At 56.4% G+C, this 25,412-nt stretch carries 21 protein-coding genes; 18 read left to right on the top strand and 3 right to left on the bottom strand.

From position 1 onward, the window contains the following. The first annotated feature begins 271 nt into the window (after positions 1–271). The 5 genes from VEZ38_RS09395 to VEZ38_RS09375 all read left to right on the top strand — a co-directional run bounded on the left by VEZ38_RS09395 (position 272) and on the right by VEZ38_RS09375 (position 11,415). A complete protein-coding gene (locus VEZ38_RS09395; protein ID WP_324893093.1) occupies positions 272–763 on the top strand; it encodes a GNAT family N-acetyltransferase in 492 nt (163 codons plus the stop codon). 248 nt (positions 764–1,011) lie between these two features. Then, positions 1,012–2,034, top strand: coding sequence for a zinc-dependent alcohol dehydrogenase (locus VEZ38_RS09390; protein ID WP_324893092.1), 1,023 nt, complete (start codon positions 1,012–1,014; stop codon positions 2,032–2,034). A gap of 172 nt (positions 2,035–2,206) precedes the next feature. Further along, on the top strand, positions 2,207–4,564 hold the full coding sequence (locus VEZ38_RS09385; protein WP_324893091.1) for a helix-turn-helix domain-containing protein: 2,358 nt from the start codon (positions 2,207–2,209) through the stop codon (positions 4,562–4,564). Positions 4,565–4,808: 244 nt separating this feature from the next. Continuing rightward, positions 4,809–10,028 (top strand): PA14 domain-containing protein, encoded by a 5,220-nt coding sequence (locus tag VEZ38_RS09380; RefSeq protein ID WP_324893090.1) that lies wholly within the window; start codon positions 4,809–4,811, stop codon positions 10,026–10,028. A gap of 94 nt (positions 10,029–10,122) precedes the next feature. Beyond that, a complete protein-coding gene (locus VEZ38_RS09375) occupies positions 10,123–11,415 on the top strand; it encodes a glycoside hydrolase family 140 protein (protein ID WP_324893089.1) in 1,293 nt (430 codons plus the stop codon). Here VEZ38_RS09375 and VEZ38_RS09370 read toward each other — a convergent pair. Continuing rightward, the gene (locus tag VEZ38_RS09370; protein WP_324893088.1) at positions 11,412–12,449 is read right to left on the bottom strand and encodes an alpha-L-fucosidase; all 1,038 of its coding nucleotides are present in this window, start codon (positions 12,447–12,449) and stop codon (positions 11,412–11,414) included. The genes VEZ38_RS09375 and VEZ38_RS09370 overlap by 4 nt on opposite strands. A 241-nt stretch (positions 12,450–12,690) precedes the next feature. Between VEZ38_RS09370 and VEZ38_RS09365 the strand changes: the two genes are divergently transcribed. The 3 genes from VEZ38_RS09365 (at position 12,691) to VEZ38_RS09355 (ending at position 16,150) form a co-directional block, all read left to right on the top strand. Next, positions 12,691–13,653 carry an ABC transporter permease subunit gene (locus tag VEZ38_RS09365; protein WP_324893087.1) on the top strand — a complete coding sequence of 321 codons (963 nt, stop codon included), beginning with the start codon at positions 12,691–12,693 and terminating at the stop codon, positions 13,651–13,653. Between the two features lie 15 nt (positions 13,654–13,668). After that, positions 13,669–14,541 carry a carbohydrate ABC transporter permease gene (locus VEZ38_RS09360; protein WP_324893086.1) on the top strand — a complete coding sequence of 291 codons (873 nt, stop codon included), beginning with the start codon at positions 13,669–13,671 and terminating at the stop codon, positions 14,539–14,541. 67 nt (positions 14,542–14,608) lie between these two features. After that, positions 14,609–16,150 carry an ABC transporter substrate-binding protein gene (locus tag VEZ38_RS09355; RefSeq protein ID WP_324893085.1) on the top strand — a complete coding sequence of 514 codons (1,542 nt, stop codon included), beginning with the start codon at positions 14,609–14,611 and terminating at the stop codon, positions 16,148–16,150. Between the two features lie 71 nt (positions 16,151–16,221). On the opposite strand, the gene VEZ38_RS09350 is transcribed toward VEZ38_RS09355, so the two are convergent. Further along, positions 16,222–16,698: a tyrosine protein kinase gene (locus VEZ38_RS09350; protein ID WP_324893084.1), complete on the bottom strand. Its 477-nt coding sequence runs from the start codon at positions 16,696–16,698 to the stop codon at positions 16,222–16,224. A 168-nt stretch (positions 16,699–16,866) separates the two neighbouring features. Here VEZ38_RS09350 and VEZ38_RS09345 point away from each other — a divergent pair, with 168 nt between their 5' ends. The 4 genes from VEZ38_RS09345 to rlmD are packed head-to-tail and all read left to right on the top strand — an operon-like array spanning position 16,867 to position 20,492. Next, on the top strand, positions 16,867–17,157 hold the full coding sequence (locus VEZ38_RS09345) for a YerC/YecD family TrpR-related protein (protein WP_324893083.1): 291 nt from the start codon (positions 16,867–16,869) through the stop codon (positions 17,155–17,157). 5 nt (positions 17,158–17,162) lie between these two features. Further along, a complete protein-coding gene (locus VEZ38_RS09340) occupies positions 17,163–17,957 on the top strand; it encodes a sirohydrochlorin chelatase (protein ID WP_324893082.1) in 795 nt (264 codons plus the stop codon). Beyond that, positions 17,929–18,936: a diacylglycerol kinase gene (locus VEZ38_RS09335; protein WP_324893081.1), complete on the top strand. Its 1,008-nt coding sequence runs from the start codon at positions 17,929–17,931 to the stop codon at positions 18,934–18,936. The genes VEZ38_RS09340 and VEZ38_RS09335 overlap by 29 nt, the downstream gene beginning before the upstream one ends. A 29-nt stretch (positions 18,937–18,965) precedes the next feature. After that, positions 18,966–20,492 carry a 23S rRNA (uracil(1939)-C(5))-methyltransferase RlmD gene (gene rlmD / locus VEZ38_RS09330; protein WP_324893080.1) on the top strand — a complete coding sequence of 509 codons (1,527 nt, stop codon included), beginning with the start codon at positions 18,966–18,968 and terminating at the stop codon, positions 20,490–20,492. 1 nt (position 20,493) lies between these two features. On the opposite strand, the gene VEZ38_RS09325 is transcribed toward rlmD, so the two are convergent. After that, on the bottom strand, positions 20,494–22,020 hold the full coding sequence (locus tag VEZ38_RS09325; protein ID WP_324893079.1) for a recombinase family protein: 1,527 nt from the start codon (positions 22,018–22,020) through the stop codon (positions 20,494–20,496). Positions 22,021–22,547: 527 nt separating this feature from the next. Here VEZ38_RS09325 and VEZ38_RS09320 point away from each other — a divergent pair. The 6 genes from VEZ38_RS09320 (at position 22,548) to VEZ38_RS09300 (ending at position 25,228) form a co-directional block, all read left to right on the top strand. Further along, positions 22,548–22,724, top strand: a complete 177-nt coding sequence (locus tag VEZ38_RS09320; protein ID WP_324893078.1) for a helix-turn-helix domain-containing protein — start codon at positions 22,548–22,550, stop codon at positions 22,722–22,724. Positions 22,725–22,728: 4 nt separating this feature from the next. Beyond that, positions 22,729–22,932: a helix-turn-helix domain-containing protein gene (locus VEZ38_RS09315; RefSeq protein ID WP_324893077.1), complete on the top strand. Its 204-nt coding sequence runs from the start codon at positions 22,729–22,731 to the stop codon at positions 22,930–22,932. A gap of 2 nt (positions 22,933–22,934) precedes the next feature. Then, the gene (locus VEZ38_RS09310) at positions 22,935–23,177 is read left to right on the top strand and encodes a hypothetical protein (RefSeq protein WP_324893076.1); all 243 of its coding nucleotides are present in this window, start codon (positions 22,935–22,937) and stop codon (positions 23,175–23,177) included. Between the two features lie 189 nt (positions 23,178–23,366). Beyond that, positions 23,367–23,549 (top strand): excisionase family DNA-binding protein, encoded by a 183-nt coding sequence (locus VEZ38_RS20615; RefSeq protein ID WP_414694693.1) that lies wholly within the window; start codon positions 23,367–23,369, stop codon positions 23,547–23,549. Continuing rightward, positions 23,549–24,244 (top strand): hypothetical protein, encoded by a 696-nt coding sequence (locus VEZ38_RS09305; RefSeq protein ID WP_324893075.1) that lies wholly within the window; start codon positions 23,549–23,551, stop codon positions 24,242–24,244. The genes VEZ38_RS20615 and VEZ38_RS09305 overlap by 1 nt, the downstream gene beginning before the upstream one ends. Before the next feature lie 414 nt (positions 24,245–24,658). Beyond that, positions 24,659–25,228 (top strand): recombinase family protein, encoded by a 570-nt coding sequence (locus tag VEZ38_RS09300; protein WP_324893074.1) that lies wholly within the window; start codon positions 24,659–24,661, stop codon positions 25,226–25,228. The last annotated feature ends 184 nt before the right edge of the window (positions 25,229–25,412 follow it).

The following is a 25,412-nucleotide window of genomic DNA, read 5'->3' as shown; positions in this document are numbered from 1 at the left end:
GGGGAAGGGCGTCCTCCTGCAGGGCGGTTACAAGCGGGAAGTCGTCTGGGAGCTGAAGAACGGCGTCATTCGCGCGTACGCCGAGGAGGGCGATCTCGTCGACCTTCCGCTCCTGCCGGGGAAAACTTGGGTACAGATCGTTCCGGACGTCTCGAAGGCTTCGTACGGGACGTAAGAAAGAAGCGGACCGGCGTGCACGTTCAGAATTTGTTCAGTCGGTACCTGTACACTTAACCGCATGAAGGATCGAGCGATGTGCGGAGGTGCGGCGATGATTTCGACGGTGCCGGCGAGCGCGACGGATGAAGCGTTCTTGTTCGAGTTGTTCGTTAGTACGCGGTTGGCGGATTTCTCCGGTCTCGGCTGGAGCGAGGCGGACCTGGAGGCGCTGTTGATTTTACAATACAAGGCGCGGCAGTTTACGTACCGGCAACGGTATCCGACGCTCGCGCAAGACGTCGTTCGGCAAGGGGATGCGCCGATCGGTCAGGTGTCGACCTACGAATCGGACGCAGCGATCCATCTGGTGGAAATCGCGCTGTTGAAGGCGTACCGAGGGAAAGGCATCGGGTCCGCGCTCATCCGCGGCTTGCAGCGGCGGGCGGCCCGAAGCGGGAAGGCGCTGCGCCTGCAGGTGGCGGTCGACAACCCGGCGCTGCGGCTGTACCGCCGGCTCGGCTTCCGCCGAAGCGAGGAGCGGTTCCCTTATGTACAGATGGAGTGGAGCTTGAAGAAGCCGGCGCCGATCCGGACGCCGACGTAATCCGGTGCATGCATACCCGCGCCGGAACAAATCGGGATATGCATAGTGGGAGCGCCGCGGAATAGTCCGCGGCGCTTCTTGTATGAAATATTGCGTTTTCTATAAGATCGAGCACGGGCCACAATTCATGGAGAACGGCAAATCCAATAGTGGAATGGGCATCCGCAGCGGGTTACGATAACGATTGCCTCCAGCCGACGGTTCGGAGGGGGCAATGAGACTTTTTCGAAGGTTTGGGGGGATCGCCGTTGAAGGCGCTAGTCGTGCGCAGTCCCGGAACGATGGTAACGGAAGCACTGCCGATGCCGGAGATCGGCCCGTACGAGGCGCTCGTACGCATCGATCTGTGCGTCGTCTGCAACTCGACCGATCAGATGATCGTCGACGGGACGTTCCCGTTCGATTTCGTTCGATATCCATGCGTACTCGGTCATGAGACGATCGGTACGATCGTAGCGGTAGGGGAGAAGGTCGACTCGTTCCGAATCGGAGATCGCGTGACCCGTTCGGGGTATAAGGCGAAGCCCGGCGCCGGCTTGCACGCCGCATGGGGCGGCTTCGCGGAATACGGCGTCGCCGAGGATGTTCCGGCGTTGAAGCGGGATGGACTCAAGCACGGCTTCGCGACGCCGAAGCCGATTCCGAAGAGCCTGTCCGACCGCGAAGCCGCCTTGCTGATCAGTCTCAGCGAGCTGTACGGCTTTACGAGTCAGCTCGAGTTGAAGGGGAAAACCGTGCTCGTGCTAGGCACCGGCATCGCGGGACTCGGCATCGCGTGGTTTGCGAAGCGATTCGGCGCCGGGAAGGTCGTCGTCGCCGGCAGAAGGGACGAACGGCTTGCGCTGGCGCGGCAAGCCGGCGCGGACGAGGTGATTAACACCCGCAGGCCGGAAGCGATCCCGGAGCTGCAGGCCGATGTGATGATCGAAGCGACCGGGAGCGAGGACGTCTTTCTCCGCACGTTCCGGCTGCTCGCGCCCGGCGGACATATTGCCGTGTACGGCGTGGCGGAGAACGCTTATCGGATGCCGTTATCGGAAGGGCCGCGGCACTTCTCGCTGCGTCACTACGACACGAACGAAGCCGCTTCGACGGAAGCGGTATGCCGACTGTTGATCAAGAAGGAAATTCCCGTTGATCTCTGGATTACCCATGAATGGTCGTTCGAGCAGATCGACCAAGCGTTCCGGCAAGTACGAGCGGGAGAGGTCGTGAAAGGGATCGTATGGCTGAACCGAACGAACCGAGCGAAAGAGGAACGACGGCAATGAGTATGACAACGGATGCGATCTGGTTCGAACAGTATTGTTCGATTGGGCGCAATAGCACGGAGAGCGTATCCCCGAAGCTCGGGGATACGTTTGTTTCGGGAGAGGAAGGCGTCCCCGATTGTCGAATACATAGTGGGTTGACATAAAAATTCTACGAACGAGGTGCGTCTTTTTGGGGAAAATTAACGGGTGGTTTTCCAAGAAGTACTTGCAGCGCATCTGGTTGACGGTCACCTTGGTGATCGTGCTATTGGTTCTCATTTCATCCGTGACGCTGTACATGAGCTCGGAACGTACGGTGCTCCGCGTACATGAACGCGCCAATGACAAAGTGCTGCAGCAGATCGATTATAACATACGTTACATGAATGAAATCGCGACAAGCACAGCCAGCTTCCTCTTCTTCGATACGGAGGTGACGTTGCTTCGTCTCGCGAAAGAATTAGACGATTACTTATATATTAAGAGCATTAACAAACTGGACGCCGTCACGAGCAGCTCGTCCTTCATTCACTCTATGTTTATTTACAATCGGTATCACGACGATTTCTTTATCGCGAACGGCGCGTCGAGGTATTCGCTGGATCAACGGTTTCTTTCGAAGCTTAAGGAATATATCCATTCCGGCGCGATCTCGAGCATGCAGTTCATTCCGTATTCCTTCGAGTCGTCGGAGCCGGGCAACCGAGGGAGCTTCGACATGTTCTTGTTCGCCATGTACGAGCCGGACGCGAAGGGGAAAATCGAGAACATGCTGATCTTGGCCATCTCGCCGGAATGGATCTTCGAGAACATTCACATGCTCAACCAACCGGACACGGCCTATCAGGGAAGCTTCCTCATCATGGACGGCAATCGGGAATTGTTGTTTCGGAAAAAACAAGCCGGCTTGATCGATTCGGATGAATTGTCCGTCATTACCGGGATGATCGAGAGGACTTCGCAGGACCGGGGCTCCTTCACGATCGGCGCCGGCAAACATCGCAAGGCCGTGACGTATTTGGATACCGGCGTGAACGACTGGGTAGTGCTGAATGTCCAACCGTACGATTCCGTCATGAGCGACGTGCTCGATTTACGCAATACGTCGATTTGGATCACGACGATCTTCGTTCTGATCGCCGTCACGGTCGCCGTCATCGCGACGAACGTCTTATACCGGCCCGTCGATTCCTTCCTTCGGCAGGTAAGGCAGGGGGGCGGGGACGAACAAATCGCTTCGAAGCATCGGCGCAAGCAGGATGAATTCTTGTACGTCTCGAACCGTTACCAGCAGATGGTCGACAAGCTGGACCTCGTGAAACGCGATTCAGAGGAGAAGGAGACGATCGTCAAGAGCTACTACATCCGGAAGCTGCTGCTGAACAGCGTCTCGATCACCGCCGAGGAGCTGACGCACTTCTTCGGGCAGCGGCCGATCGCCGATACCGGCGACCAAGCGCGTTACGCCGTATGCGTCATGAAGATCGACCGCCTGCACGATTTCGATACGAACACAAGCCCCAGCGACAAGCGGCTGTATTACTTCGCCATCTCTAATATTGCGAACGAGCTGCTATCGAGCGTCTTCCGCAGCGAGACGGTGGACATGCGGCGGGACCATATGGCGGCGATCCTGTCCGTCCCGAAGCAGAAGCAAGCCGGCTTTCTGGAAGAAGCGCAACGCATTTTCAAACGCATTCAAGAGGTGACGGGCACGTACTACAAGCTTTCGTTGACGGTCGCGATCAGCGAGCCGTTCGACGATATCCGGGAGACGACGGATTATTACGCCCGGGCGTTATCGTACTCCATGTACCGAATGAAATACGGGCATCAGTCGATCATTACGCCGGAGATGGCGGCGGAGGAGGCCGGAGCTCTAGACTTCTACATTCCCGAGGAGTTGGAGCGGAAGCTGATCAGCGGGCTAAAGTCCAACGACCCGGCCGTGCTGAGGCATTTTCTAGATCAATATGTCGAGTTGGGGAAGGCGTTGTCGTACGACCAGTTCATGCAGTCGATTTATCAGGTAATCATGACGACGCGAAAGACGCTGAAGGAGATCAATGCGTATAAGTTGCAGCCGATTACGATCGATATGAACCAGGTGCATCAAAACCTGCTGGAGCAAGAGACGATCGACGAGGTCAGAGCGGTCTTGGCCGCCCTCTTCGAGGACTTGACCAGCGAGGTGAAATCGATTCCTTCGCTGGACAAGAACGACGTGCTGCTGGAGACGATCAAGGAGCTGGTGGCGCTGAATTATACCGACGTCAATCTGAGCCTGCAAAGCATCGCTTCGATGCTGCATATGTCCGTCTCCTACGTCGGACGAAGCTTTAAGAAGAGCGAAGGGATTTCCGTCGCCGAGTACATTAACGAGGTGCGGCTGTCGCAGGCGGAGAAGCTGCTGTCCAATAAGGATTACAGCGTGATCGAGATTATGGAACGCGTCGGATTCATCAACCAAAGCCAATTCTTTAAGCTGTTTAAGAAGAAATTCGGCGCGACGCCGAGAGAGTATCGCTTAAAGAAGTTAATCGAATAAGTCCGAGAGGACGTCGGCGCCCGTCCGGGCAGGCCGGGGTCCTTTTTTTATGCGCGTTCGGCACTCGTCCATGGAGATCGATCGATTCCATAGCCGTTCCGCACACTGATGTTCAATTCTCATAGTGGAGGTTAATTTGTCCAGGTGCCATAATTAAAGCGCTTCCATAACAATTGAAAGGAGAGCTTCGGAGCGATTGTAACCGATGTCGTCGTCGAATTCATTTCATTAAGGAGGTAAGGGAATGAAGAGAGGAAAAAGATGGTTGGCTTTATGGGTTTGCTTCGCGCTGTTGTCGCCGATGCTGCCGTTCGCCGCGCAAGAAGCGAAGGCGGCGACCAGCATCTATGTTTCGCCGAACGGCAGCGACTCGACCGGCAACGGGTCGTTGTCGAATCCTTATAAGACCATAGCCAAGGCGAGGGACGCGGTCCGCACCCAAATCGCGGGAGGCATGACGTCCGACGTAACGGTGTATTTGCGGGGCGGCACGTATGCGATCGAGTCCCCCATTCAATTTCATGAAGCGGACTCCGGCCGCAACGGGTACAAGGTCATTTACACCAATTACCCTGGGGAGCAGCCCGTCATCAGCGGCGGGCAGGCGATAACGGGGTGGCAGCTGCACAGCGGCAACGTTTATAAGGCGACGGTCGGCACCTCGTGGTCCTTTAACGTCCTGTTCGAGAACGACGTGCGGAGCGTGCCGGCGCGCCATCCGAACGAGGATTATCACCGGACGGCCGGGAGGGATGCGAATTCCCCGAGCTCGAAGTTTATTTTCGCCCCGGGCGATCTTCCCGCGATCGCAAATCAGAACGATCTGGTGGTCAACATTTGGCCGGGCGGCCCGAGCGGTCATTGGAATTGGTTTAACCAGTTGGCGACGGTCCAAAGCGTCGATTACGTCAGTCGGACCGTCACGTTGGATCAGAACGCCGCGTTCGAATTGGGCAGAGGTTCGCGTTACTACATGACCGGCGCGATCGAGCTGCTGGATCAGCCGGGCGAGTGGTATTTGGATAAGACGGCGGGAGTTGTGTATTATTACCCGCGGACCGCTCCGATCGCCAATCAGGAAATTATCGCGCCCAAAACCCATACGCTGGTGGAATTCAAAGGGTCGTCGACCTCCTCCCCGGTGCAGCACATCGAGATGAGCGGCCTCGTCTTCAAGCACAGCGACGCGGACGCGGCGATGGCGGACGAAGCGTTCCGCAGTGGCATTCATCTCGAGAACGCCAAGTATATTACGATCAAGAACAGCCTGATCGAGCATATCGGCGGGAACGGCATCAAGCTGTACAATTTCGCGCAAAACAATACGATTTACGGCAACCGGATTCGCGAGACGGGCCATACGGGCGTTGTCTTGAAATACGGCGGTCCGGCAACGTCGCAATACTGGAACTATACCAATACGGTTTCGAATAACGAGATTTACCGAACGGGCCGCGCGATTCATGGCGCGATGGGGATAGACCTGTACGAGAGCGGGAACAACACCATCTCTCATAACTTAATTTACGACGCGCCGGGAACGGCCATTAACATTAAAGGCTTGGCCTCCATCAAGGATCGCAGTTCCAGAGGCACGATCGACGGGATCGCGGTGGATCTCAACAACTATAAAAACTTTACCGCTGCTCGGAACAACCGGATCGAGTTCAACGACGTGACGTCGAAATTCCGGGAGACGCAGGACGACGGGTTCATCCATACGTATTGGACCGGACCGGGCAATACGTTCCATAACAACTTCTTCCACGACTCCACCGTCCATTATTCGTTCGGACAGGGCATCTACATCGACGACGAAAGCGAAAACACGACGCTCACCAACAATGTCCTGTTCGACCTTCGCAGCGGCGGCGGCAAGATGGACAGCGCGATTTTCGCGAAGAGTCAGGGGTTGACGATTCGCAACAACATTATCGCGGGCAATACCGCGGTCCGCTCGGCCGACATCTCGCTCGTTCACAACATCGTGGATCACAGCGCCGCGGCGAGCTTGGAAACGAAGCATGCGACCGTCGAAAACAACATCAGCTATATGTCTTCCAATCAAGCGTACTGGACCGACGCTTGGTCGGAGGAGCTGTTCAAAAAAGCGGACGGCAATGTGTTCTATAATAGTGTTCAAAAGTATTTGACGACGGGAGAAATCCCGGTGCCTGACTTGGCCGAATGGAAAAGTCAGTACAGCAAGTACGATCAATATACGGTTACGACCGATCCGTTGTTCGCGCAACCGTCGGAACACGATTACCGGTTGCGCTCGAATTCGCCGGCGCTTGCGCGCGGTTTCCAGCAAATCGACTTCGCGGGCGTCGGGTTGAAAGAGGACTTCCCGTTCTCGGATCAGAACGACCCGCTCGCGAGAGTGTTCGTCCTGGCCGGCTCCGAGCAAACCGCCGTCCGGCTCTCGACGAACGGCACGGCGGCATTGACGGTGAAGGCGCGCAGCGTGAAGGGATACCCGCTGGACTTGAGCGGCGCTTCCATCACCTATTCCAGCAGCAACACGAGCGTGGCGACGGTGAGCTCCTCCGGCGTCGTCACGGCGGTCGGCACCGGCAATGCCACGATCAACGTGCAAGTCGTCGAAGGCGGCGTGACGAAATCCACCGTGTTCTACGTGCATGTGAACGACGCATTCAACCAGCTCCAATTCCTGACAGGCACGAAGACGATCTATGCCGTCGGGCAAACGTTCGCTCTTAAGGTTGCGGCGTTGTCGACCAACGGCAATTACTTGCCGCTTCCGACGGTGACGTACTCGAGCAGCAATTCGTCCGTCGCATCCGTGAACAGCTCCGGCGTATTGACGGCAACGGGCACGGGGACGGCCGTCATTACGGCGCAGGCTACGATCGGCGGCGTGACGAAATCCGCAACCGTGAACGTCCAAGTGCAAGGCGCGATCCTGGACAAGATTACGGCTACGATGGCCGACGCGACGCTCGGGCTTTCGCAGCAAGGGCAAATCGACGTCGCGGGCACCTTGACGGACAATTCGGCCCTGAACTTGAACAGCTCGGCCGAAAGCTACACGTCGCTGAATACAGGCGTCGCGACGGTCAGCTCCTCCGGCCTTGTCACCCCGGTCGCACCGGGAAATACGAAGATTAAGGTCGATGTGACGTTGAACGGCGTCGTCAAGACGAGATGGGTGAACGTCGGCGTGCTGTCGAATGTGTCGGGCGTGTCGCTTTCAAGTCCTTGGCAATTGACCGCCTACAAGAATGACGCCAACGCACCGGAGTCTCACGCCTTGTCGACGAACGGGGAAATCCACCTCAAGTCTGCGGGAGAAGTGATCTGGGATACGTACGACGATTTCACCTATGTGTGGCAGCCGCTGACGGGGGCGGAGCGCGCGTCGATCACGGCGACGATCTCCCGATTGACGGCCCGCAACGGGGCAGCTCTCGCGGGACTCGCCTTCCGCGCGGCGGATGCGCAACAGACCGATAACGTGACGCTCCGCGTTCATGCTCGGGGCGAGACGGCGTTGAGCACCCTCGTCGGGACCAGCGAAGGCTACGCAACCGGAATCGCAGGTATTCCGCTGAACGATCAGGACGTTACGGTGAAGCTGGAGAAGGACGGAACGGACGTGACAGGATACTACTTGGAGAACGGCCAATGGTACCCGTTCGCCGTTGTGCACGATATGCCGCTTCCCGACAATCTCCTTGTCGGATTGGTGCTGACCAGCGAAATCGAAGGCGATCTCGCGGAAGCCATTTTCAAGAACGTCTCCGTTACCGTCGGGGGCGAGAAGGGTACCCTCGCGAGGGAATACTGGACCGGCTTCGGCGGCAGTACGATCTCCAGCATTCCGCTGACGACGACGCCGACCGGGTCGTTGGCGCTGGCGAATTTCGAGGGTCCGACGAATATCGGCGAACATTACGGCGCTCGCATCCGGGGCTACATCCATCCGCCGGCTACGGGATCGTACACGTTCCGAATCGCCAGCGACGACCACAGCGAGCTGTGGCTCAGTACGGACGCGAATCCGTCGAATAAAGTCAAAATCGCGGGCGTGACCGGGTGGACGACGCCGAAGGATTGGACGAAATATTCTTCGCAGCAATCGTCGGCCATTGCATTGACGGCGGGCCAGAAGTATTACGTAGAGGTACTGCATAAGGAAAACGCCGGAGGCGACAACGTCGCGGTCGGCTGGACGGGACCGGGCATCTCGACGATCACCGTTATCGGCGGCGAGCATTTGTCTCCGTATACCGGGGCGTCATCGACGCCGGCGCCGGATACGCAGGCGCCATCCGCGCCGACGAACGTCAGCGTGACGAGCAAGACGGATACGACCGTGAATTTGTCCTGGACGGCGTCTTCGGACAACGTCGGGGTAACCGGATACGACGTTTACGTCGGCGGGAACAAGGCGAACACTTCGCCGATCTCCGGTACGACATATACTGTAACGGGCTTGACGGAGCAGTCGAGCTACAGCATTACGGTCAAGGCGAAGGACGCGGCGAACAACGAGTCGGCGGCGAGCTCGGCGCTGTCCGTCACGACGAACGGCGGCGGCGGCACGGGCAACATCGTTCGCGAATATTGGGGCGGCGTCAGCGGCGGCGCGGTATCCGACATTCCGTTAACGACGACGCCGACCAGCACGTCCACATTGACGAGCCTGGAAGGGCCGAGGAACGTCGCGGACAGCTACGGCGCGCGCGTGCGGGGCTACCTCCATCCTGCTTCGACGGGGTCGTATACGTTCTACATCGCTAGCGACGACGCCAGCAAGCTGTGGCTGAGCACTGACGCCAATCCGGCGAACAAGGTGAAGCTCGCGGAAGTGACCGCATGGACGATCGTCGAAGAGTGGAACAAATACAGCTCGCAGCAATCGACGACCGTCTCCCTGACGGCGGGCCAGACGTATTACGTAGAGGTGCTCCATAAGGAAGGCGCCGGGAACGATCACTTCTCGGTCGGTTGGATCAGGCCGGGACGGTCGACGATCGACGTCATTACGGGGTCGTACCTGTCGCCGTACGTCAGCAATATGCTCGCGAACGGCAGCTTCGAATCGAACAGCTTGAGCGGCTGGGCGAATTGGGGCAACAGCCAAGTCGTGAATACGAACGCATCCCAGGGGACGTACGCCGTGCGCGTCGGAACCGGGGCCGGCGGCATCGCGCAAGAAATCCACAGCGGCTTCTCCGCCGGAAACACCGTGCGGCTCGAGGCGTCCGCGTTCGCAGACTCCTCGGCATCCCTGGTGGAGGTGGCCGTTAAGTTCAAGAACTCGTCCAACCAGGACGTCACGTCGGGCGCGACGTTATCGTTCAACGCGACGTCGTATCAGACGAAGAACGTCGACGTGACCGTGCCGTCCGGAACGGCGTACATTCAAGTGTACGTATGGAAAGGGACGAATTCGGGCTACGCATATGTCGACAATCTGAAGCTGACGAAGCAGTAATACAAACGATTGGGTGCGGGGTCACTCGTTGCAGCGCGTAACGGGTGGCCTCCTTTTTCCGGAAACGATGATTCGTAATAAGGGAGAGAACGACATGCAACGTTTGCAAGTGAGCGAGAACGGCAGATTTTTGGTTCAAGCGGACGGGACGCCGTTCTTCTGGCTGGGCGATACCGCTTGGGAACTGTTTCACAAGCTCGACCGCGCGGAGGCGGAGCTGTACCTCGACAATCGGGCCGAACGGGGATTCAACGTCATCCAAGCCGTCGCGCTGGCCGAATTCGAAGGCGTCACGACCGGGAACGCGTACGACCGCCTGCCTTTGACGCGCGATGCGGAGGGACGATGGGATCCTTCGAACCCGGACGTCGGCGGCGAATACGATTACTGGGCGCATGTAGACTTCGTCGTGGACGCGGCGGCGGCGCGCGGCATGTATATCGCGGTGCTGCCGACCTGGGGGGATAAGTATAACCGGATGTGGGGCAAGGGACCGGAAATTTTCGAACCCGGCAATGCGTACGCCTACGGCAAGTGGCTCGGCTCCCGTTATCGGGACCGACCGAATGTCGTCTGGGTGCTCGGCGGGGATCGGCCGCTGCACACAAGCAAGCACCATGCGATCATTCGCTCGATGGCGCTCGGGCTGAAGGAGGGCGACGAGGGCGGACATCTCATCGCCTTCCACCCGACGGGGAAGGAGGCTTCGTCTACATACGTTCATGGAGAGGAATGGCTCGATTTCAACATGATTCAGTCGGGCCACTTCGCGGGAAATCAGCAGAACGCCGATATGATCGAGAAGGACTATAACCGGCTGCCGACGAAGCCGATCCTGGACGCCGAGCCTTGCTACGAGGATCATCCGATCGATTTTCAGGCGGCCAACGGCTATTTCGACCCGGCGGACGTCCGCAAGGCCGCTTATTACGCCGTCTTCTCCGGCGCGTTCGGGCATACGTACGGGCACCATTCGATCTGGTCGATGACGACCGAGCCGAACGAGTACTTCATCATGTCTTGGAAGGATGCCGTCCTCCGTCCGGGCGCGGCGCAGATGCGTCATGTCCGGCGCTTGATCGAAGCCCGTCCGTTCCTCGAGCGCGTGCCGGATCAGGGGCTTCTCGCCGGCAATGACGCCGGCGCGAACCGCCAGGTCGCCACCCGCGGCGCGAAGTACGCGATGGCGTATAGCCCGAACGGTCTCAGGCTCAGGATTTCGATGGGCCGCATCCAAGGCGCCCGGGTTCGGGCGTCGTGGTACGACCCGCGGACGGGAACGTTCTCGACGTTCGGCGAATACGAGAACCGGGGCGTCGCGGAATTCGTGCCGCCGTCGAGCGGCCGCGGCGACGATTGGGTGCTCGTGCTCGACGGCGTCGACTAACCGCGCAGCGCGGCGCCGAGCTCGCGAATGCGCTCGTAATACGCCGGAGGCAGCTCGCCGTCGGCGTTCGGCGCGACATTGATCAGGTAATTGCCTCCCATCGCCTTCACCTGAGCCCACCGGCTCAGCACCCACTCCGTTGGTTGGTACCGATGCGGCTCGGTGTATCCCCACCCCGAGCCCTCGGGCCAAATATCGCACAGCTCCCACCATCCGTCCGGCGCTTGCGCCGGCATCGTCCGTTCCGGCGTCTCGTAATCCCCGTACCCATGCATTCTGGAGTTGACGACGATCGAGGGCTGCAACGCCCGAATGTCGTCGATCGAGATGACGTCGGGGCCGCCGTCGAACCAGAGCAGGTCGATCGTACCGTAATCCGTCAGCAGCTCCTCGATTTGCGCCCGAATCTGCCTTCGGTACGCCTCGGTACGCTCGGGGGAGGGCGGGGGCAACTCGATCGGCTCATGGTTCAACCCGTAATGCGGCGAATCGGGCGTGCCTTTGCTCTGGAATCGGAAGGACATGTCGCTGCGCTGCATGTACCAGTCCGGCGGCGAATAATAGAGGCCGACCTTCAACCCGAGGTCGCGACATGCCTCGACGTACGCCCGCACGTAATCGGTCCCGCCCGCATAGAGGCTTGTGTTAAACGTTCCGTGACGGCTTGGCCATAGGGCGAAGCCGTCGTGGTGTTTCGCCGTCAGCACGGCGTACCGGAAGCCCGCGTCGCAAGCCGCCTTCAGCCACGCGCGCGGGTCGTAGCTTCGAGGCCGGAACCGTTCGGCGAGGGCGAAGTACGCCGTCGGCGTCATCTTGCGCGCCGGGTCGGTCTCCCAGGGCGTGTTCGCGATCATGCCCCAGGACAGGTCGACCTTGGCGCTCACGCTGGAGATGCCCCAATGGATGAACAAGCCCAAGTTGCCCTCCCCGAACCATTGGGCCCCCGGGTGCGGGTTGCGTCGGAACTCCCGCCGCTTGTCCGAAGCGGCTTTCGCTTGGATCATGTCATGCTGTTTGTTTGCGATATCGCTCATAAAGGAACACCTCTCTTGTCGGTAATGGGGATTTCTTCCCTCTCATCATACCGGATGCTCCGACCCAAAAAATATCGCCGATTGTTGCAATTCGTATGAAATGGCGCCTCAAAACCAAATCCCATAGTAATCGCCACATCCCATATCAGGCACATCGTTCGTTCGCCATATTTCACAGTAGGCATGCGCAAGCCGCTCCCGGCATAATCGGGGTAGCCAAAAAGAAAACGAGGTGTGCCTTATGAACCCCGACGTAACGCCCGGTTCCGAACGCCGCGTTCGCCGCGCTGCCGCATCCCGGCGATGGAACCGATGGAAGCGGGACGGCGAACTGTCGCTGTTGTTTTTTCCAGGATTTCTGTACCTGCTGATTTTCTCTTACCTCCCGATGGCGGGCATTATCGTCGCCTTCAAAAATTTCAAGGTCAACCTGGGCGTGTTCCAAAGTCCCTGGGTGGGTTTCAAGAACTTCGAGTTTTTGTTCACGACGGAGCTCGCCTACCGCATTCTGCGAAATACGGTACTGTACAGCCTGAGCTACATGGCCGTGACGATGGTTTGCGCGCTCGCGCTCGCGATTCTCATGAACGAGCTGACGCGAAGATGGTTGAAGGTGCATCAGACGGTGCTGTTCCTGCCGTTCTTCTTGTCCTGGGTCATCGTCTCCTATATTACGGATACGATGCTCGACCATCAGTCCGGCTTCCTGAATTCCTTGCTCGCTTGGCTCGGCATGGAGCCTAGGCTCTGGTATTTCGAAAACGGGCCTTGGCCGCTCATCCTGAATATCGTCAATTTGTGGAAGAGCATTGGCTTTCAGACATTAATCTTCTATGCCGGAATGATGGGCATCGACTATACGTATTACGAGGCCGCCAAGATCGACGGGGCGTCCAAGCTGCAAATGGCGATGAAGATCACGGTTCCGCTTCTGTCGCCGATCATCAGCATCTTAATCATCCTGTCGGTCGCGAACATGTTCCGGGGCGACTTCGGACTGCACTATTTCATCCCCCGCGATTCGGGGATGGTATACGCGACGACGGACATTATCGATACGTTCGTCTTCCGCGCTTTGCGCAGCATGGGCGACACTTCGATGGCTGCCGCGGTCGGCTTGTTCCAATCGGTCGTCGGACTCGTCATGGTCATCTTGGCGAACTATACGATCCGTAGAATCAACGAGGAAAACTCGCTTTGGTAGGAAGGGGAGCGCCGCATGGCTCGGACGATCATTAACGCCTTATTCGTCTTGATTTCGTTAAGTATGTTTTTGCCGTTCGTTCTCGTGATCACCTCTTCCTTCTCGGCGGAGCAATCGATCATCGAGAACGGGTACCAATACATTCCGTCGATGTGGAGCCTTGAGGGCTACCAGACGGTGTTCAAGTCTCCCGCGATTCTAATGCGGGCGTACGGCGTCACCGCTTTCATTACCGTCGTCGGCACCTTGTGCAGCTTGCTGTTGACCAGCATGACGGCCTACGTGTTGTCCCGCAGAGATTACTCGTTCAATCGGCCGGCCGCATTCTACGTGTTCTTCACGATGCTGTTCAGCGGGGGGCTCGTTCCGTTCTACATCTTAATGACGCAATACCTTCATTTGAAAGACAATATTCTCTCGATCATCCTGCCCGGCTTGCTCAACGTATTTTACGTCATGATTATGCGCAGCTACATGCTCAAGATCCCGTTCGAGATGATCGAATCGGCGAAGATGGACGGGGCCGGCGAATTTCGTATCTTCTTCCGGATGGTGCTGCCCCTGTCGACGCCCGGATTGGCGACGCTCGGCCTGATGATTTCCTTCGGGTATTGGAACGAATGGTTTAACGCGTTGTTGTTTCTGGAAAATCAGAAGCTCGCGCCTCTGCAGCTGCTGCTGCAGCGCATGATTCGAAACATCGAGTTCCTGACGAGCAACAGCGACTTCGTCTCCCAATTCGGCATCGAGGTGAGCCTCGCCGACCTGCCGAAATATAACGTTCGCATGGCGATGGCCATCTTGGCGGCGGGACCGATGATGTTCGTCTTCCCGTTCTTTCAGCGGTATTTCGTCGCGGGACTGACGATCGGTTCGCTCAAGGGCTGACATTCGATTATCTCCTGCAGCGATGCAGTCGATAATATATAATTTCATTCAAGGAGGTCATATCAGTATGCATTTCGGTACTCGCACGAAACAACTTTGGCTCATCGCCGTCGTGACGGCGTTGTTGCTCTCGACGGCATGCAGCACGCAATCCGGAAGCGACTCGAAGGAGCCGGCGGCGGAAAACCCGACTGCCGCGACGACGGAGACGGGCGGCGAAGGGACGGCGGAGCCGGCCGACGCCAAAGCCGAGCTCGAGCCCGTGAAGCTCAAGTGGTATTTCCTGAGCTACGGCACGCCGACGGACATGGATACGATCGAAGCGGAATTCAACAAGTACACGCAAAAGCTCATCAACGCCACGGTGGATCTCGTACCGGTCGAGGCCGGGGACTACGAAGACAAGATGAATACGGTCATCGCGTCCGGCGAGGAATTCGACATCGCGTGGACGTCGAACTGGAGCTTCGGCTACGTGGGTAACGTAAACAAAGGCGCCTTCTATCCGATCGAGGATTTGCTGCCGGAGTACGCGCCTAACGTGACGCGGTTGTTCGGCGACAAGCTGGAGGACGCACGCATCAACGGCAGCATCTACGCGATCCCGATTTACCAGACAATGACGCAGATCCAAGGCTTCGTCGTCCAGAAGCGTTTCGCCGACAAATATAATCTGGACGTATCCTCGATCAAGACGTATACGGATCTGGAACCGTTCCTGCAACAAATTAAAGAGAACGAGCCCGATATCATCCCGTTCGGCGCCGCCAAGGACCACTCTCCGATCTGGTCGGCGTACGACATCTCATGGACCGGCGTCACGTTCCGCAACAGCGACCCGACGAAGATCATTCATACAGACTTCGAGCCGGAATACGAGAAGCACTTGCAAACGATGCATAAGTGGTTCAAGAACGGCTGGATCAATCAGGACGCGGCGACCGCGCCCGATCTCAAGTCGGTGCTCGCCAAGGGGAACGTCGCCGTATCGCAGGATTTCAACTTGAAAGCAGGCGGCGAAGCGGGCCACAAAGCGGAAAACGGCGGCCACGACGTCATCTACATCCCGACGCAGGTGCCGACGTTCACGGGCGTGACGGCGACGATGAACGCGATCAGCCATACGTCGAAAAATCCGGAGCGCGCCGTCATGCTGCTCGACTTGATGGCATCGAACGCGGATATGTTCAACCTGCTCAAGTACGGCATCGAAGGCAAGCATTACAACCTGAACGCCGAAGGGAAGGTCGTCCCGATCAAGGACAGCGGCTATCCGATGGGCGTGCAAGGTTGGGTAATGGGCAACGAGACGATCGGCTATCTGATGGAAGGACAGCCGGACGACACGTGGGAAGTGACGATCGAGCGCAACGAGAAGGCGCAGCGCTCGCCGCTGTACGGGTTTACGTTCAACGGGGAAAACGTGAAAACGGAAATCGCCGCGATGCAATCGGTGTCCGGCGAGTTCGGCGCCGGCCTGCAAACCGGTACGCTCGACCCGGCGGAATATTTGCCGCAGCTTCGCGATGCGCTCAAGAAAGCGGGCGTCGACGCGTATCTCGCGGAACAGCAGCGTCAGCTGGACGAGTGGTTTGCCAGCAAGAAGTAATTCCGTCCGTAGTGAAAGGAAAGCACCTGCCTTTGATGGCAGGTGCTTTTTCCATTCCGCAGGGTCCCCGATTACCTGCGGCGTCTGCGGCCGTTCGAGCGGCGGCGCGGCCCGCTCCGTCGGCGGCGCCGACGCGGGGGCGCATAGTATTCGTCGTCGTCCGACGTCGAGCTCGAGGATTTGCCCATTCCGCCCATGACGAGCTTGAGCATCGGCGCCATCTGCTGCACGGAGCTCATGATTTTCTGAATTTTCGTGACGTTGGCGAGTACGCCGTCGATGCCGCCCATCCGCTCGATCATCTGGCGGATGTTGCCGAGGTTGCCGAGCAGGCCCCCCATGCCGCCCATCCCGCCGCCGGCGGGGCCTCCGAGGCCGCCTGCAGGCGGCGTTCCCGGGACGCCGGCGTACGGGTTGCCCGGCACGCCCGGGTAACCGGCCGCGTCCGTCGGAACTCCGTAAGGCGGCTGATAACCGCCTGCATAGGGCGTGGGCGCGGGGTGGTGCCCGCCGTACTGCATATTGCTAACGTGTGGGTTTCGATTCACTGCGCTCACAATCCTTTTTCAGACATAGTGGGGTTAGGCTTTCATACTACAGACTATGTAGTCGCCTACGGGTTGGTATAGACGGGTGCCCGGTTTCCAAAAACGTTGCCTCCGTGGTACTATAGTAATGTAAAGCGTTAACGCTCGACCAAGGGGGAACCGAGACCGATGCAACTGAAGAAGCTGAACGATAAGTCGATCGATCAACTGTTCGAAGCGGTGCTGACGTTGAAAAATATTGAAGAGTGCTATACGTTCTTCGACGACCTATGCACGGTCAACGAAATTCAATCGCTCTCCCAGCGGCTGGAGGTCGCTCGCATGCTGCGCAAGGGAAGCACGTACAACCAGATCGAGACGGAGACCGGCGCGAGCACGGCGACGATCTCCCGGGTGAAGCGATGCCTGAACTACGGCAACGACGGATACAAGATGACGCTGGAGCGGTTGGGTCGATAGACGCAATGATCGGAATTCTCGTTATCAGCCACGGCTCGCGGAACGCCGATTGGGTGCGTCTCGTGGACGAGGCGATCGAGCCGATGCGCGCCGCCGTGCCGTATCCCGTTTACGGGGCGTATTTGGAATTGGTAGAGGGCCGGCTCATTCAAGACGGCATCGACGCGCTCGAGGTGTCCGGCGTGGACGAGCTGATCGTGCTGCCGCTGTTCGTGTCGTCGGGCAGCACGCACCTCGAGGAAATTTCGTGGGCGCTCGGCGCGACGCCGACCTGCCGCTTCGAGACCGATCTCGAGCCGTTCCGCGTGCGCGCGCGCGTGTCTTTGTGCGCGCCGATCGACGCCGACGAAGACGTCATTAGAATCTTATATGAGAAAATGCTCCCCCTCTCCCGCAGCCCCGCCGAGGAGCTCGTCCTCGTCGTCGGTCACGGGAGCGCGCAGAAGGGGTTTCACCGCGCGTGGCGCGATACGCTGGAGACGGCGGCGGAACGGCTTCGCGCCCTAGGCGGCTTCGCGGCGGCGGACGGCGTCATGCTGCTGCCGAATCAGGTCGACGGGAAGCTGAAGCTGTGGCGCAAACGCCGGCCGAACCTGGCCGTCGTCGTCGCGCCGCTGTTTATCAGCGAAGGATATTTTACGGAGAAGGTCATACCGTCGCGGTTTCGCGGGTATGATGTTCGATATAACGGCCGTTCGCTGCTGCCGCATCCGTTGCTGTCGCAATGGATGACGCGCCGCATCGAGGAGAAGGTGAAGGAGCTGTCGACGAATGATCAAGAGAGCGAGACTCATCTATAATCCTACTTCCGGTCGGGAAGAAATGCGCCGCCGGCTGCCCGACGTGCTGCAGCGTCTCGAGGGGTACGGGTTCGAGACGTCCACGCACGCGACGATCGGCGAAGGCGACGCGCGGCTCGCCGCGATCGACGCGGCGCGGCGCCGGTTCGACGTCGTCATCGCCGCCGGCGGCGACGGGACGCTGAACGAAGTCGTCAGCGGGCTGGCCGAGCAAGAAGCCCGGCCGCCGCTCGGCGTCCTGCCGCTCGGGACGACGAACGATTTGGCGCGGGCGCTCGGCATTCCGCGCTCGTGGGACGCCGCGATCGACATTATCGCGGAGGGCTACGCGAAGCCGATCGACATCGGACAAGTCAACAAGCGTTACTTTATGAACATCGCGGGCGGCGGCTCGCTCACCGAGCTGACGTACGAGGTGCCGAGCAAGATGAAGACGATGCTCGGGCAGCTTGCTTATTATATGAAGGGCTTCGAGAAGCTGCCCCGGCTGCGGCCGATCCGCATGAAGGTGGAGTCGGAGGAAGCTTCGTTCGACGAGGAGTTTATGATTTTCCTCATCGCGAACTCGAACTCGGTCGGCGGCTTCGAGAAGCTGGCGCCCGACGCGCTCATCGACGACGGCTACATGGATGCGTTCTTCCTGCGGCGTTGCACGCTCGCGGACTTTATTCGGCTCGCGTCGATGGTCGTTCGAGGCGAGAAGGTGCAGGATCCGCTGCTCGTCCAGTTCCGGACGAAGCGTATTAGCATCGAATCGCCGGATTACGTGCAGCTGAACCTCGACGGCGAATTCGGCGGCACGCTGCCCTGCGACATCCGGGTGCTTCCGAAGCACGTCGGCGTGTTCGTCGACCCGACGGGGCGGTCGACGTACCACCGCTCGGGCGGCGGGACGGCGGCGATCGCCGTTCATCCGTCGGGCGCGCCCGGCGCGGGCTTCACGCTCGGCGGCGGCGGCAGCGGCGTAGGCGTAGATTAATTTACGATTGACGGAGTGGACGGGATCGAATGAAATCGAGATCGAGGCATCATCGACAACGGCATACGACGGCGGCGACGACGGCGCGACGGGAGCTTCCCGTCGCGCTTCACGATTGTTTAGAGCTTGACGTCGTCGGCTTGGCGCATGAGGGCGAGGGCGTCGGACGTCACGAGGGCTTCACGCTGTTCGTGCCCGGCGCGCTGCCGGGCGAACGCGTGCGCGTACGCGTCGTGGAGACGAAGAAGCAGTACGGGCGAGCGGATTTACTGGAGGTGCTCGTTCCGAGCCCGTCCCGCGTCGCCCCGCCGTGCCCGGTGTATGCGCGGTGCGGCGGCTGTCAGCTGCAGCACTTCGCGTACGACGCGCAGCTGGCATGGAAGCGGCAGCTCGTCGTCGACGCGCTGGAGCGCATCGGCAAGCTGCAGGTGAAGGAAGGCGAGGTCGGGGGACCCCGCGCTTCTTTCCAACCGGATTCCCTCAGCTCAGACGGCGCGTCTGCAGGGACGTCGGGCATCGTCGTACATCCGACGATCGGCATGGACGAGCCGTGGCGGTACCGCAACAAGGCGCAGGTGCCGATTGGCTTCAGCATCGAGGAGGGCGGCCTCGTCGGCGGCTTCTATGAGCAGGGATCGCACCGGATCGTCGAGACGGAGGCGTGCCTCATCCAGCACGAACGCAACGACGACGCGGCGCTCGCCGCGAAGCGCATCGCGCGCGAGCTCGGCATCGAGGCGTACGACGAGAAGTCGCATACGGGTTGGCTGCGCCACGTCGTCGCCAAGGTCTCGTTCGAAAGCGGAGACCTGATGCTCGTACTCGTGGGCACGTCCCGCGCGACGCCGGGGCTCGACGCGTACGTCGCGCGCTTGCGCGAGGCGCTGCCGCACGCCGTCAGCATCTGCCTCAACGTCAACCCGGAGCGGACGAGCGCCGTCTTCGGGCGGGAGACGGTTACGCTGTGGGGGACGGATGTCATTTTCGACTCGATCGGGGGCATTCGGTTCGCCATCTCCGCGCGGAGCTTCTATCAGGTGAATCCCGTGCAGACGGAGCGGCTGTACGGCAAGGCGCTCGAGTACGCGGCGCTCGCCGGCGGCGAAACCGTCATCGACGCCTATTGCGGCATCGGCACGATCAGCTTATTCCTCGCGCGCGCGGCCGGCCGCGTGTACGGCGTCGAGCTCGTCCCTGACGCCGTCGAAGACGCCCGCGCCAATGCGCGGCTGAACGACATCGACAACGCCGACTTCGAGGTCGGCCGCGCCGAGGTCGTCCTCCCCGCGTGGCGCGCGCAGGGGATCGCCGCCGACGTCATCGTCGTCGACCCGCCGCGCAAGGGCTGCGACCCCGCCCTGCTGGACACCCTGATCGCGATGCGGCCTGCGCGGATCGTCTACGTTTCGTGCAACCCCGCGACGCTCGCCCGCGACCTCGCCGTGCTCGATGCCGGCGGCTTCGCTACCCTCGAGGTGCAGCCGGTGGACATGTTTCCGCACACGGGTCATGTGGAGTGTGTAATATTGATGGAATGGAGGGGCGAGCCTAAATAGGCTACGCCCCTTTTTTAAGTGGATTTTGGAAGTTGTAACTGATTTCGATTGAACCGTCTTCGTAAACATCCACACGGTTAATCATCTTGTGAATCATATCTCTTAGGATTTCCTCGTTGCTTACATCTAGAGCGGCGAACTTCATTAGCTCCGCCTTAAATGCCGATACTCTCGATTCTGTATCGTGTTCGTGGGAGATTTCGGTTTGTAGTCGTGCCGCTCGTTCCTCCAATGCTTGGCGTTCGTTACTGACCGCCGCACAACAAGCATCGAACATCTCCTTTTTAATTTCGCCAGTAGTCCAGTTCCTCGTAAGCAGAACAAGCTCCTTATTCAGTTTGCTAATTTCCCGTTGAACCTTTTCAAGTTCCTTAAAGGCACTGTTTTTCTTAATTCCTGCACGTTCGATTGTTACGTCAACAAGGGATTGCAGGTTCAACGAGTTATTAATCAAGTCCTTTAGATGACCAAGGACAACCTGCTTTAGTGTGTCGTGCTTGATGATGTGGGAGGAACACTTTCGAGTCGTGTTCTTTTGGTACGTTGAGCAGACATACGATTGACGGTCATTCTTGTAGTTCATCCCTGCTCCGCAATCTGCACAGAACGCTACCCTAGCGAATAGTGATTTGCGCCCCCTGCCCCTGAACACTCTGACAGCTTTTTGCTTCATTTTCTCCTGAACGGCTACAAACATCTCGCGTGTAATGAGCGGTTCATGTTGGTTGGGAATGACTATCCAATCATTTTCATCAATCTTATACCGCTTCTTGTACCCCTTCTTTTGAAGATGGATTTTATCTTTACTATCCACCTTAGACCGCCCTTGTACCAAGTCGCCTATATAATGGCGGTTTGTCAGCATCAGGCGAATAGAGGAATCATACCATTTCTTCGTGTTTTTTCTTGAAGGAAGCACGCCTAATTCATCGTTCAAGTAATTGGCAATCGCCTGAACGCCCATCCCTTTGTTTAGGTATAAGTCGAATATTAACTGGACGGTGGGGGCGTGAATAGGATTTGGAACTAATTTGCCCGGCTTAACTTTGTCGTAGCCAAAGGGCGGCGTACCATGAAAGATGCCGTTACGCGACTTTACGACTATGCCCCAACTGACATTGTAAGAAGTATCTTCGCTCTGCCGTTGGTTCACGGCTGAAATAACCGTAAGTTGTAGCTCGTCTTTTATCTCGCCTTCTCTTGATGAAAACAGCATCACATCGTAGCTATTAAGAGTTCGGACGATGTTTAGAGTGTCGGCGGTATCGCGTGATAGCCTAGACAATGCTTTGATTAGGACTACATCAAAACGCTTCTTTTCTGCATCCCTCATAAGCCGCTTTAATTCTTCGCGTTGGGCGGTGCTTGTGCCAGTAATGCCCTCATCGGCATAAATGTCCACAAGTTCCCAACCTTTTTCTTTTATGTAGTTTTCAAAGTACGAGACTTGACTTTCAAGGCTATCCTTCTGACTCTCGAGTCCTGTACTGACCCTAGCATATATTGCACATTTTACGGCACATCTCATGCGCATTCTCCCCCTTTGGAAGCATGTTTTTGAGATGTGACAGTATTCGCTTGATTATTATCGTAAGACTGCTCAATTAAAGTGTCAATACGAGACTTCAAGAGTTCGAGCATTAGGTTCTGAATGTTGTTATCGGTCGTGAATTTGCAGGTTACTTTCATTATGACTACCCCCTTGGCGTTTTCACGGTAACAATCGCGCCAAGGTCATAAATAATTGCGATGGAGTGCTTAATATTTTTCAGAAGTCTTTATTACTCCATTTAGATGAATGCGCCGCGCATTCATCGGCAGAAATGAACAGATATAATCTCTACATTTATGAGAAATGACGTTGCCGTTTAGTGCGGAAAAGCCTTGAAAAAGATAAGCTTCGTTCTCTCAATGGTCTATTGAATTTGATTTTAATAGGTATTATCGCAGGTTTGTATTTTAATTATCAGCCGCCTACACATCTTCGTTATTTTAATCAAATGGCTTCTTATATTGGAAATGATTTAAAAATTCAATGAAAGGGGCTAAATTCCGATGGAACGCCTTTATACGCTAAAAGAAGTGGCGGAAGTATTGTCGCTCTCTTATGCGACCGTTTACAGGATGGTCAATGACGGAACGCTTCCGAGTACGAAAGTTGGCGGCTCAATCCGTGTAGCTCAAGAAAGTCTGAGGAAATTCATACTGGGAAACAGCAAAGGGGGTAACTAAGAGCATGAACGATTTAGAAAAGTATTTAGGTCGTTTGTATTCGGCGGAGCAAATCGCTGAACTGCTGAACATCGAAATGGTCACTTGTTATAAATGGCTTCGCGAAGGACGTATTAAAGCTATGAAGCTATCAGGTTCATTGTGGCGCATTAGGGAAGCTGACTTATTAGAGTTCATAGAAAAGGCAATAGATGAGGGGAGACGGTAGGCATGAAAACATATTGGACGCTATCGAGTATCGCCCATAAGCTGACCACAAAGAGCCGTAGCCGCATCGTCACGGAGGAAACCCTTATGAGATGGATACGGGAAGGCAAGCTTAACGCTGAACGCCTTACAGGAAACGCAAGAGGTTACGGAAAGTTCCCTTTCCAAGTCGAAGAACAACAATTGAAGGCTGACCTTCATAAGTTGGGCTTCGATGCAGACGCGCTCTTTTCTATGTCAGTGTAGCCGCCCAATTGGGAATGAACACAAGAAAGCCCCTGCTTGAGTCAACGGCAGGGGCATAAAGAAGGACGTGTATCTTTATTATAAGCACGTTTCAGTCGCAACTTAACCCCCACACGTAGCGATTCTAACTGTGAGGGTTTTTTTAGCCTTCACTGTCATTAACTTATTCCACTCGAAAGGGGAACAGGAATGAAAGAAATATTAAGTCGCAAAGAAGCCGCCAAAGCCGCAGGAGTCAGTTCAAGAACGATTCTGAGGGCAATACAAGCCCGTCAGCTTGACGCTGTTAAGATTGGTGAGGGTAAGACCTGCTCTTATTTGATTAGCCGCGAAGCCGTTTCCGCGTACATTCAAGGAAGGGGGCGGAAGTAATGAGGAAGTTCATGACAAACATCGTGTTCAATGGTGCACGGATGGTGGAGACCGAATTCAGAAAACGTTCTGACGGTCATACCGTCTTGGCTAGATGCAGTATAGCGCCGAACCTCGAACACTACCTCACTATCCCCGAAAGCGTCAAGCGGTGTTACTACCTCGATGCAAACGAAAAACTGGTTCTATTTGAATTGTACTCTTGGGCTAAAGAAGACGGGAAATGCAAAATTGCTATGGACTTGGTTTCATTGAAACTTGGTATTACCGAAAAAACGGTCAGAAAATGCATTAAGGAACTTGCAAGAAAGAAGTTCGTTCAGGTCAGCAAGCAGGGGAGGTCGAATAATTACACATTCGACGACTTGAAGAATAATCCTTACCTCGTTCTCTCTGAGTTCATCCATGAATTTATTAAGGATTACTACTACAAGTCAGGCCTTCGCCAAGACCAAGAATGGGTCACGACTGTAGGGAATGAGGGGCTTAGACTCTGGAGAGAAGCCATTGTAGACACTTTGGCAAAAGAAGCCAAAAAGGAAGGTTTCTACAAGCCGTACATGTTGAGATTGATGGAATCTCCCGACGACTACGAGAATATTGCCGCTAGCTTTACAAATGAACTTCTTGAACTCGTTCACCAAGACGCAATGAAGAAGGCTACTAAGTTAGGGCTTCTGTCTAACGCTGTATAGGGGAAAACATTTCCCCTTTTATTGGGGTAAAGTTTATCGAACAAGGCGGTAAACATTTCCGCTGACGTTTTTGATTGGGGTAAACAATTCTCCAATACTATGACCTCAGCGGAAAAATCTTCCCCACTATTATTTACACTTAGTAAAGATATTAAAGACACTCAAGGAAAGATATTATGAACACCCCCGAATAGTCGCCTTGTGGCGACGGTGTTCCGCTCCGCTCAATTGTGGTTTTTTCATTATGTTTAAGAGTACGAAAACGATTGTTTATGAAACAGTCTTCAGGACAATGCATTCATAGTAAAAATGATAGGTTTTATAGTACGAAACTCGTTTCAAAATCATATTTACGTAAAGGTGCGTTTATGATACATTCTAAAAGGCGATACATAAACGGAAGGAACGAGAAATATGAGAATAGCTTACGCAAGGGTGTCCACCGCTGACCAGTCACTTGATTCACAAATGGATGCATTGAAAAAGGAAGGATATGACCGAATTTATACCGAGAAGGCAAGCGGTGGAAAGGATGACCGCCCTGAACTTGCAAAGGCGTTAGAGATGTTACGTGAAGGTGATACTTTTATTGTTTATAAACTTGACCGTTTGGCACGTTCGACATTGAAGCTAATTGAAACCCTAGACCTGCTTAACAAAAAAGGTGTTGAGTTCGTAAGTCTTTCTGACAATATTGACACGTCTACGGCGGCAGGAAAAGCAATGTTCGGAATGATGGCCGTATTTGCGGAGTTTGAACGTTCAATCATTCGAGAACGTACAGTAGCAGGGCTTGAAGCAGCTAGAGCGCGTGGACGCAAGGGAGGTCGCCCTATGACCGACAAGAAAAAACTTGATAAAGCGATTAAACTATATGAAAGCGGAGAGTTTACTCTTTCTCAAATTGAAGAAATGACGGAAGTAAGTAAAGGTTCACTTTATCGAGAAATCAATAGGCGTAAACGAGAAGCCGTAGAAGACTAAATAAAGACTGGTTCCTTTGGTGCCATCCCATATTGGGGGCACCTGAATACTCCGGTGCATATTGAGCCACCATTCCGGTGAGTGAGAGCCACTCCTCCTGTCATTTTGAGCCGCCTCTCCGGTGGGACAGAGCCACCCCATTTACCTCCTGTTACAATGATGACTATGCACGGCAGAGCTCGTG

The organism is Paenibacillus sp. (genome assembly GCF_035645235.1).
Lineage (GTDB): Bacteria > Bacillota > Bacilli > Paenibacillales > YIM-B00363 > Paenibacillus_AE.
The sequence above is the reverse complement of the archived record's forward strand: the minus strand, read 5'-3'. Positions and strand labels throughout refer to the sequence as shown.

Bases quoted from the DNA above. Each gene is read 5' to 3' on its own strand.
- VEZ38_RS09395 (WP_324893093.1), top strand. From the start codon at position 272: ATGATTTCGACGGTGCCGGCGAGCGCGACGGATGAAGCGTTCTTGTTC.
- VEZ38_RS09380 (WP_324893090.1), top strand. From the start codon at position 4,809: ATGAAGAGAGGAAAAAGATGGTTGGCTTTATGGGTTTGCTTCGCGCTG.
- VEZ38_RS09375 (WP_324893089.1), top strand. From the start codon at position 10,123: ATGCAACGTTTGCAAGTGAGCGAGAACGGCAGATTTTTGGTTCAAGCG.
- VEZ38_RS09370 (WP_324893088.1), bottom strand. From the start codon at position 12,449: ATGAGCGATATCGCAAACAAACAGCATGACATGATCCAAGCGAAAGCC.
- VEZ38_RS09365 (WP_324893087.1), top strand. From the start codon at position 12,691: ATGAACCCCGACGTAACGCCCGGTTCCGAACGCCGCGTTCGCCGCGCT.
- VEZ38_RS09360 (WP_324893086.1), top strand. From the start codon at position 13,669: ATGGCTCGGACGATCATTAACGCCTTATTCGTCTTGATTTCGTTAAGT.
- VEZ38_RS09355 (WP_324893085.1), top strand. From the start codon at position 14,609: ATGCATTTCGGTACTCGCACGAAACAACTTTGGCTCATCGCCGTCGTG.
- VEZ38_RS09345 (WP_324893083.1), top strand. From the start codon at position 16,867: ATGCAACTGAAGAAGCTGAACGATAAGTCGATCGATCAACTGTTCGAA.
- VEZ38_RS09340 (WP_324893082.1), top strand. From the start codon at position 17,163: ATGATCGGAATTCTCGTTATCAGCCACGGCTCGCGGAACGCCGATTGG.
- VEZ38_RS09335 (WP_324893081.1), top strand. From the start codon at position 17,929: ATGATCAAGAGAGCGAGACTCATCTATAATCCTACTTCCGGTCGGGAA.
- rlmD (WP_324893080.1), top strand. From the start codon at position 18,966: ATGAAATCGAGATCGAGGCATCATCGACAACGGCATACGACGGCGGCG.
- VEZ38_RS09325 (WP_324893079.1), bottom strand. From the start codon at position 22,020: ATGAGATGTGCCGTAAAATGTGCAATATATGCTAGGGTCAGTACAGGA.
- VEZ38_RS09320 (WP_324893078.1), top strand. From the start codon at position 22,548: ATGGAACGCCTTTATACGCTAAAAGAAGTGGCGGAAGTATTGTCGCTC.
- VEZ38_RS09315 (WP_324893077.1), top strand. From the start codon at position 22,729: ATGAACGATTTAGAAAAGTATTTAGGTCGTTTGTATTCGGCGGAGCAA.
- VEZ38_RS09310 (WP_324893076.1), top strand. From the start codon at position 22,935: ATGAAAACATATTGGACGCTATCGAGTATCGCCCATAAGCTGACCACA.
- VEZ38_RS20615 (WP_414694693.1), top strand. From the start codon at position 23,367: ATGAAAGAAATATTAAGTCGCAAAGAAGCCGCCAAAGCCGCAGGAGTC.
- VEZ38_RS09305 (WP_324893075.1), top strand. From the start codon at position 23,549: ATGAGGAAGTTCATGACAAACATCGTGTTCAATGGTGCACGGATGGTG.
- VEZ38_RS09300 (WP_324893074.1), top strand. From the start codon at position 24,659: ATGAGAATAGCTTACGCAAGGGTGTCCACCGCTGACCAGTCACTTGAT.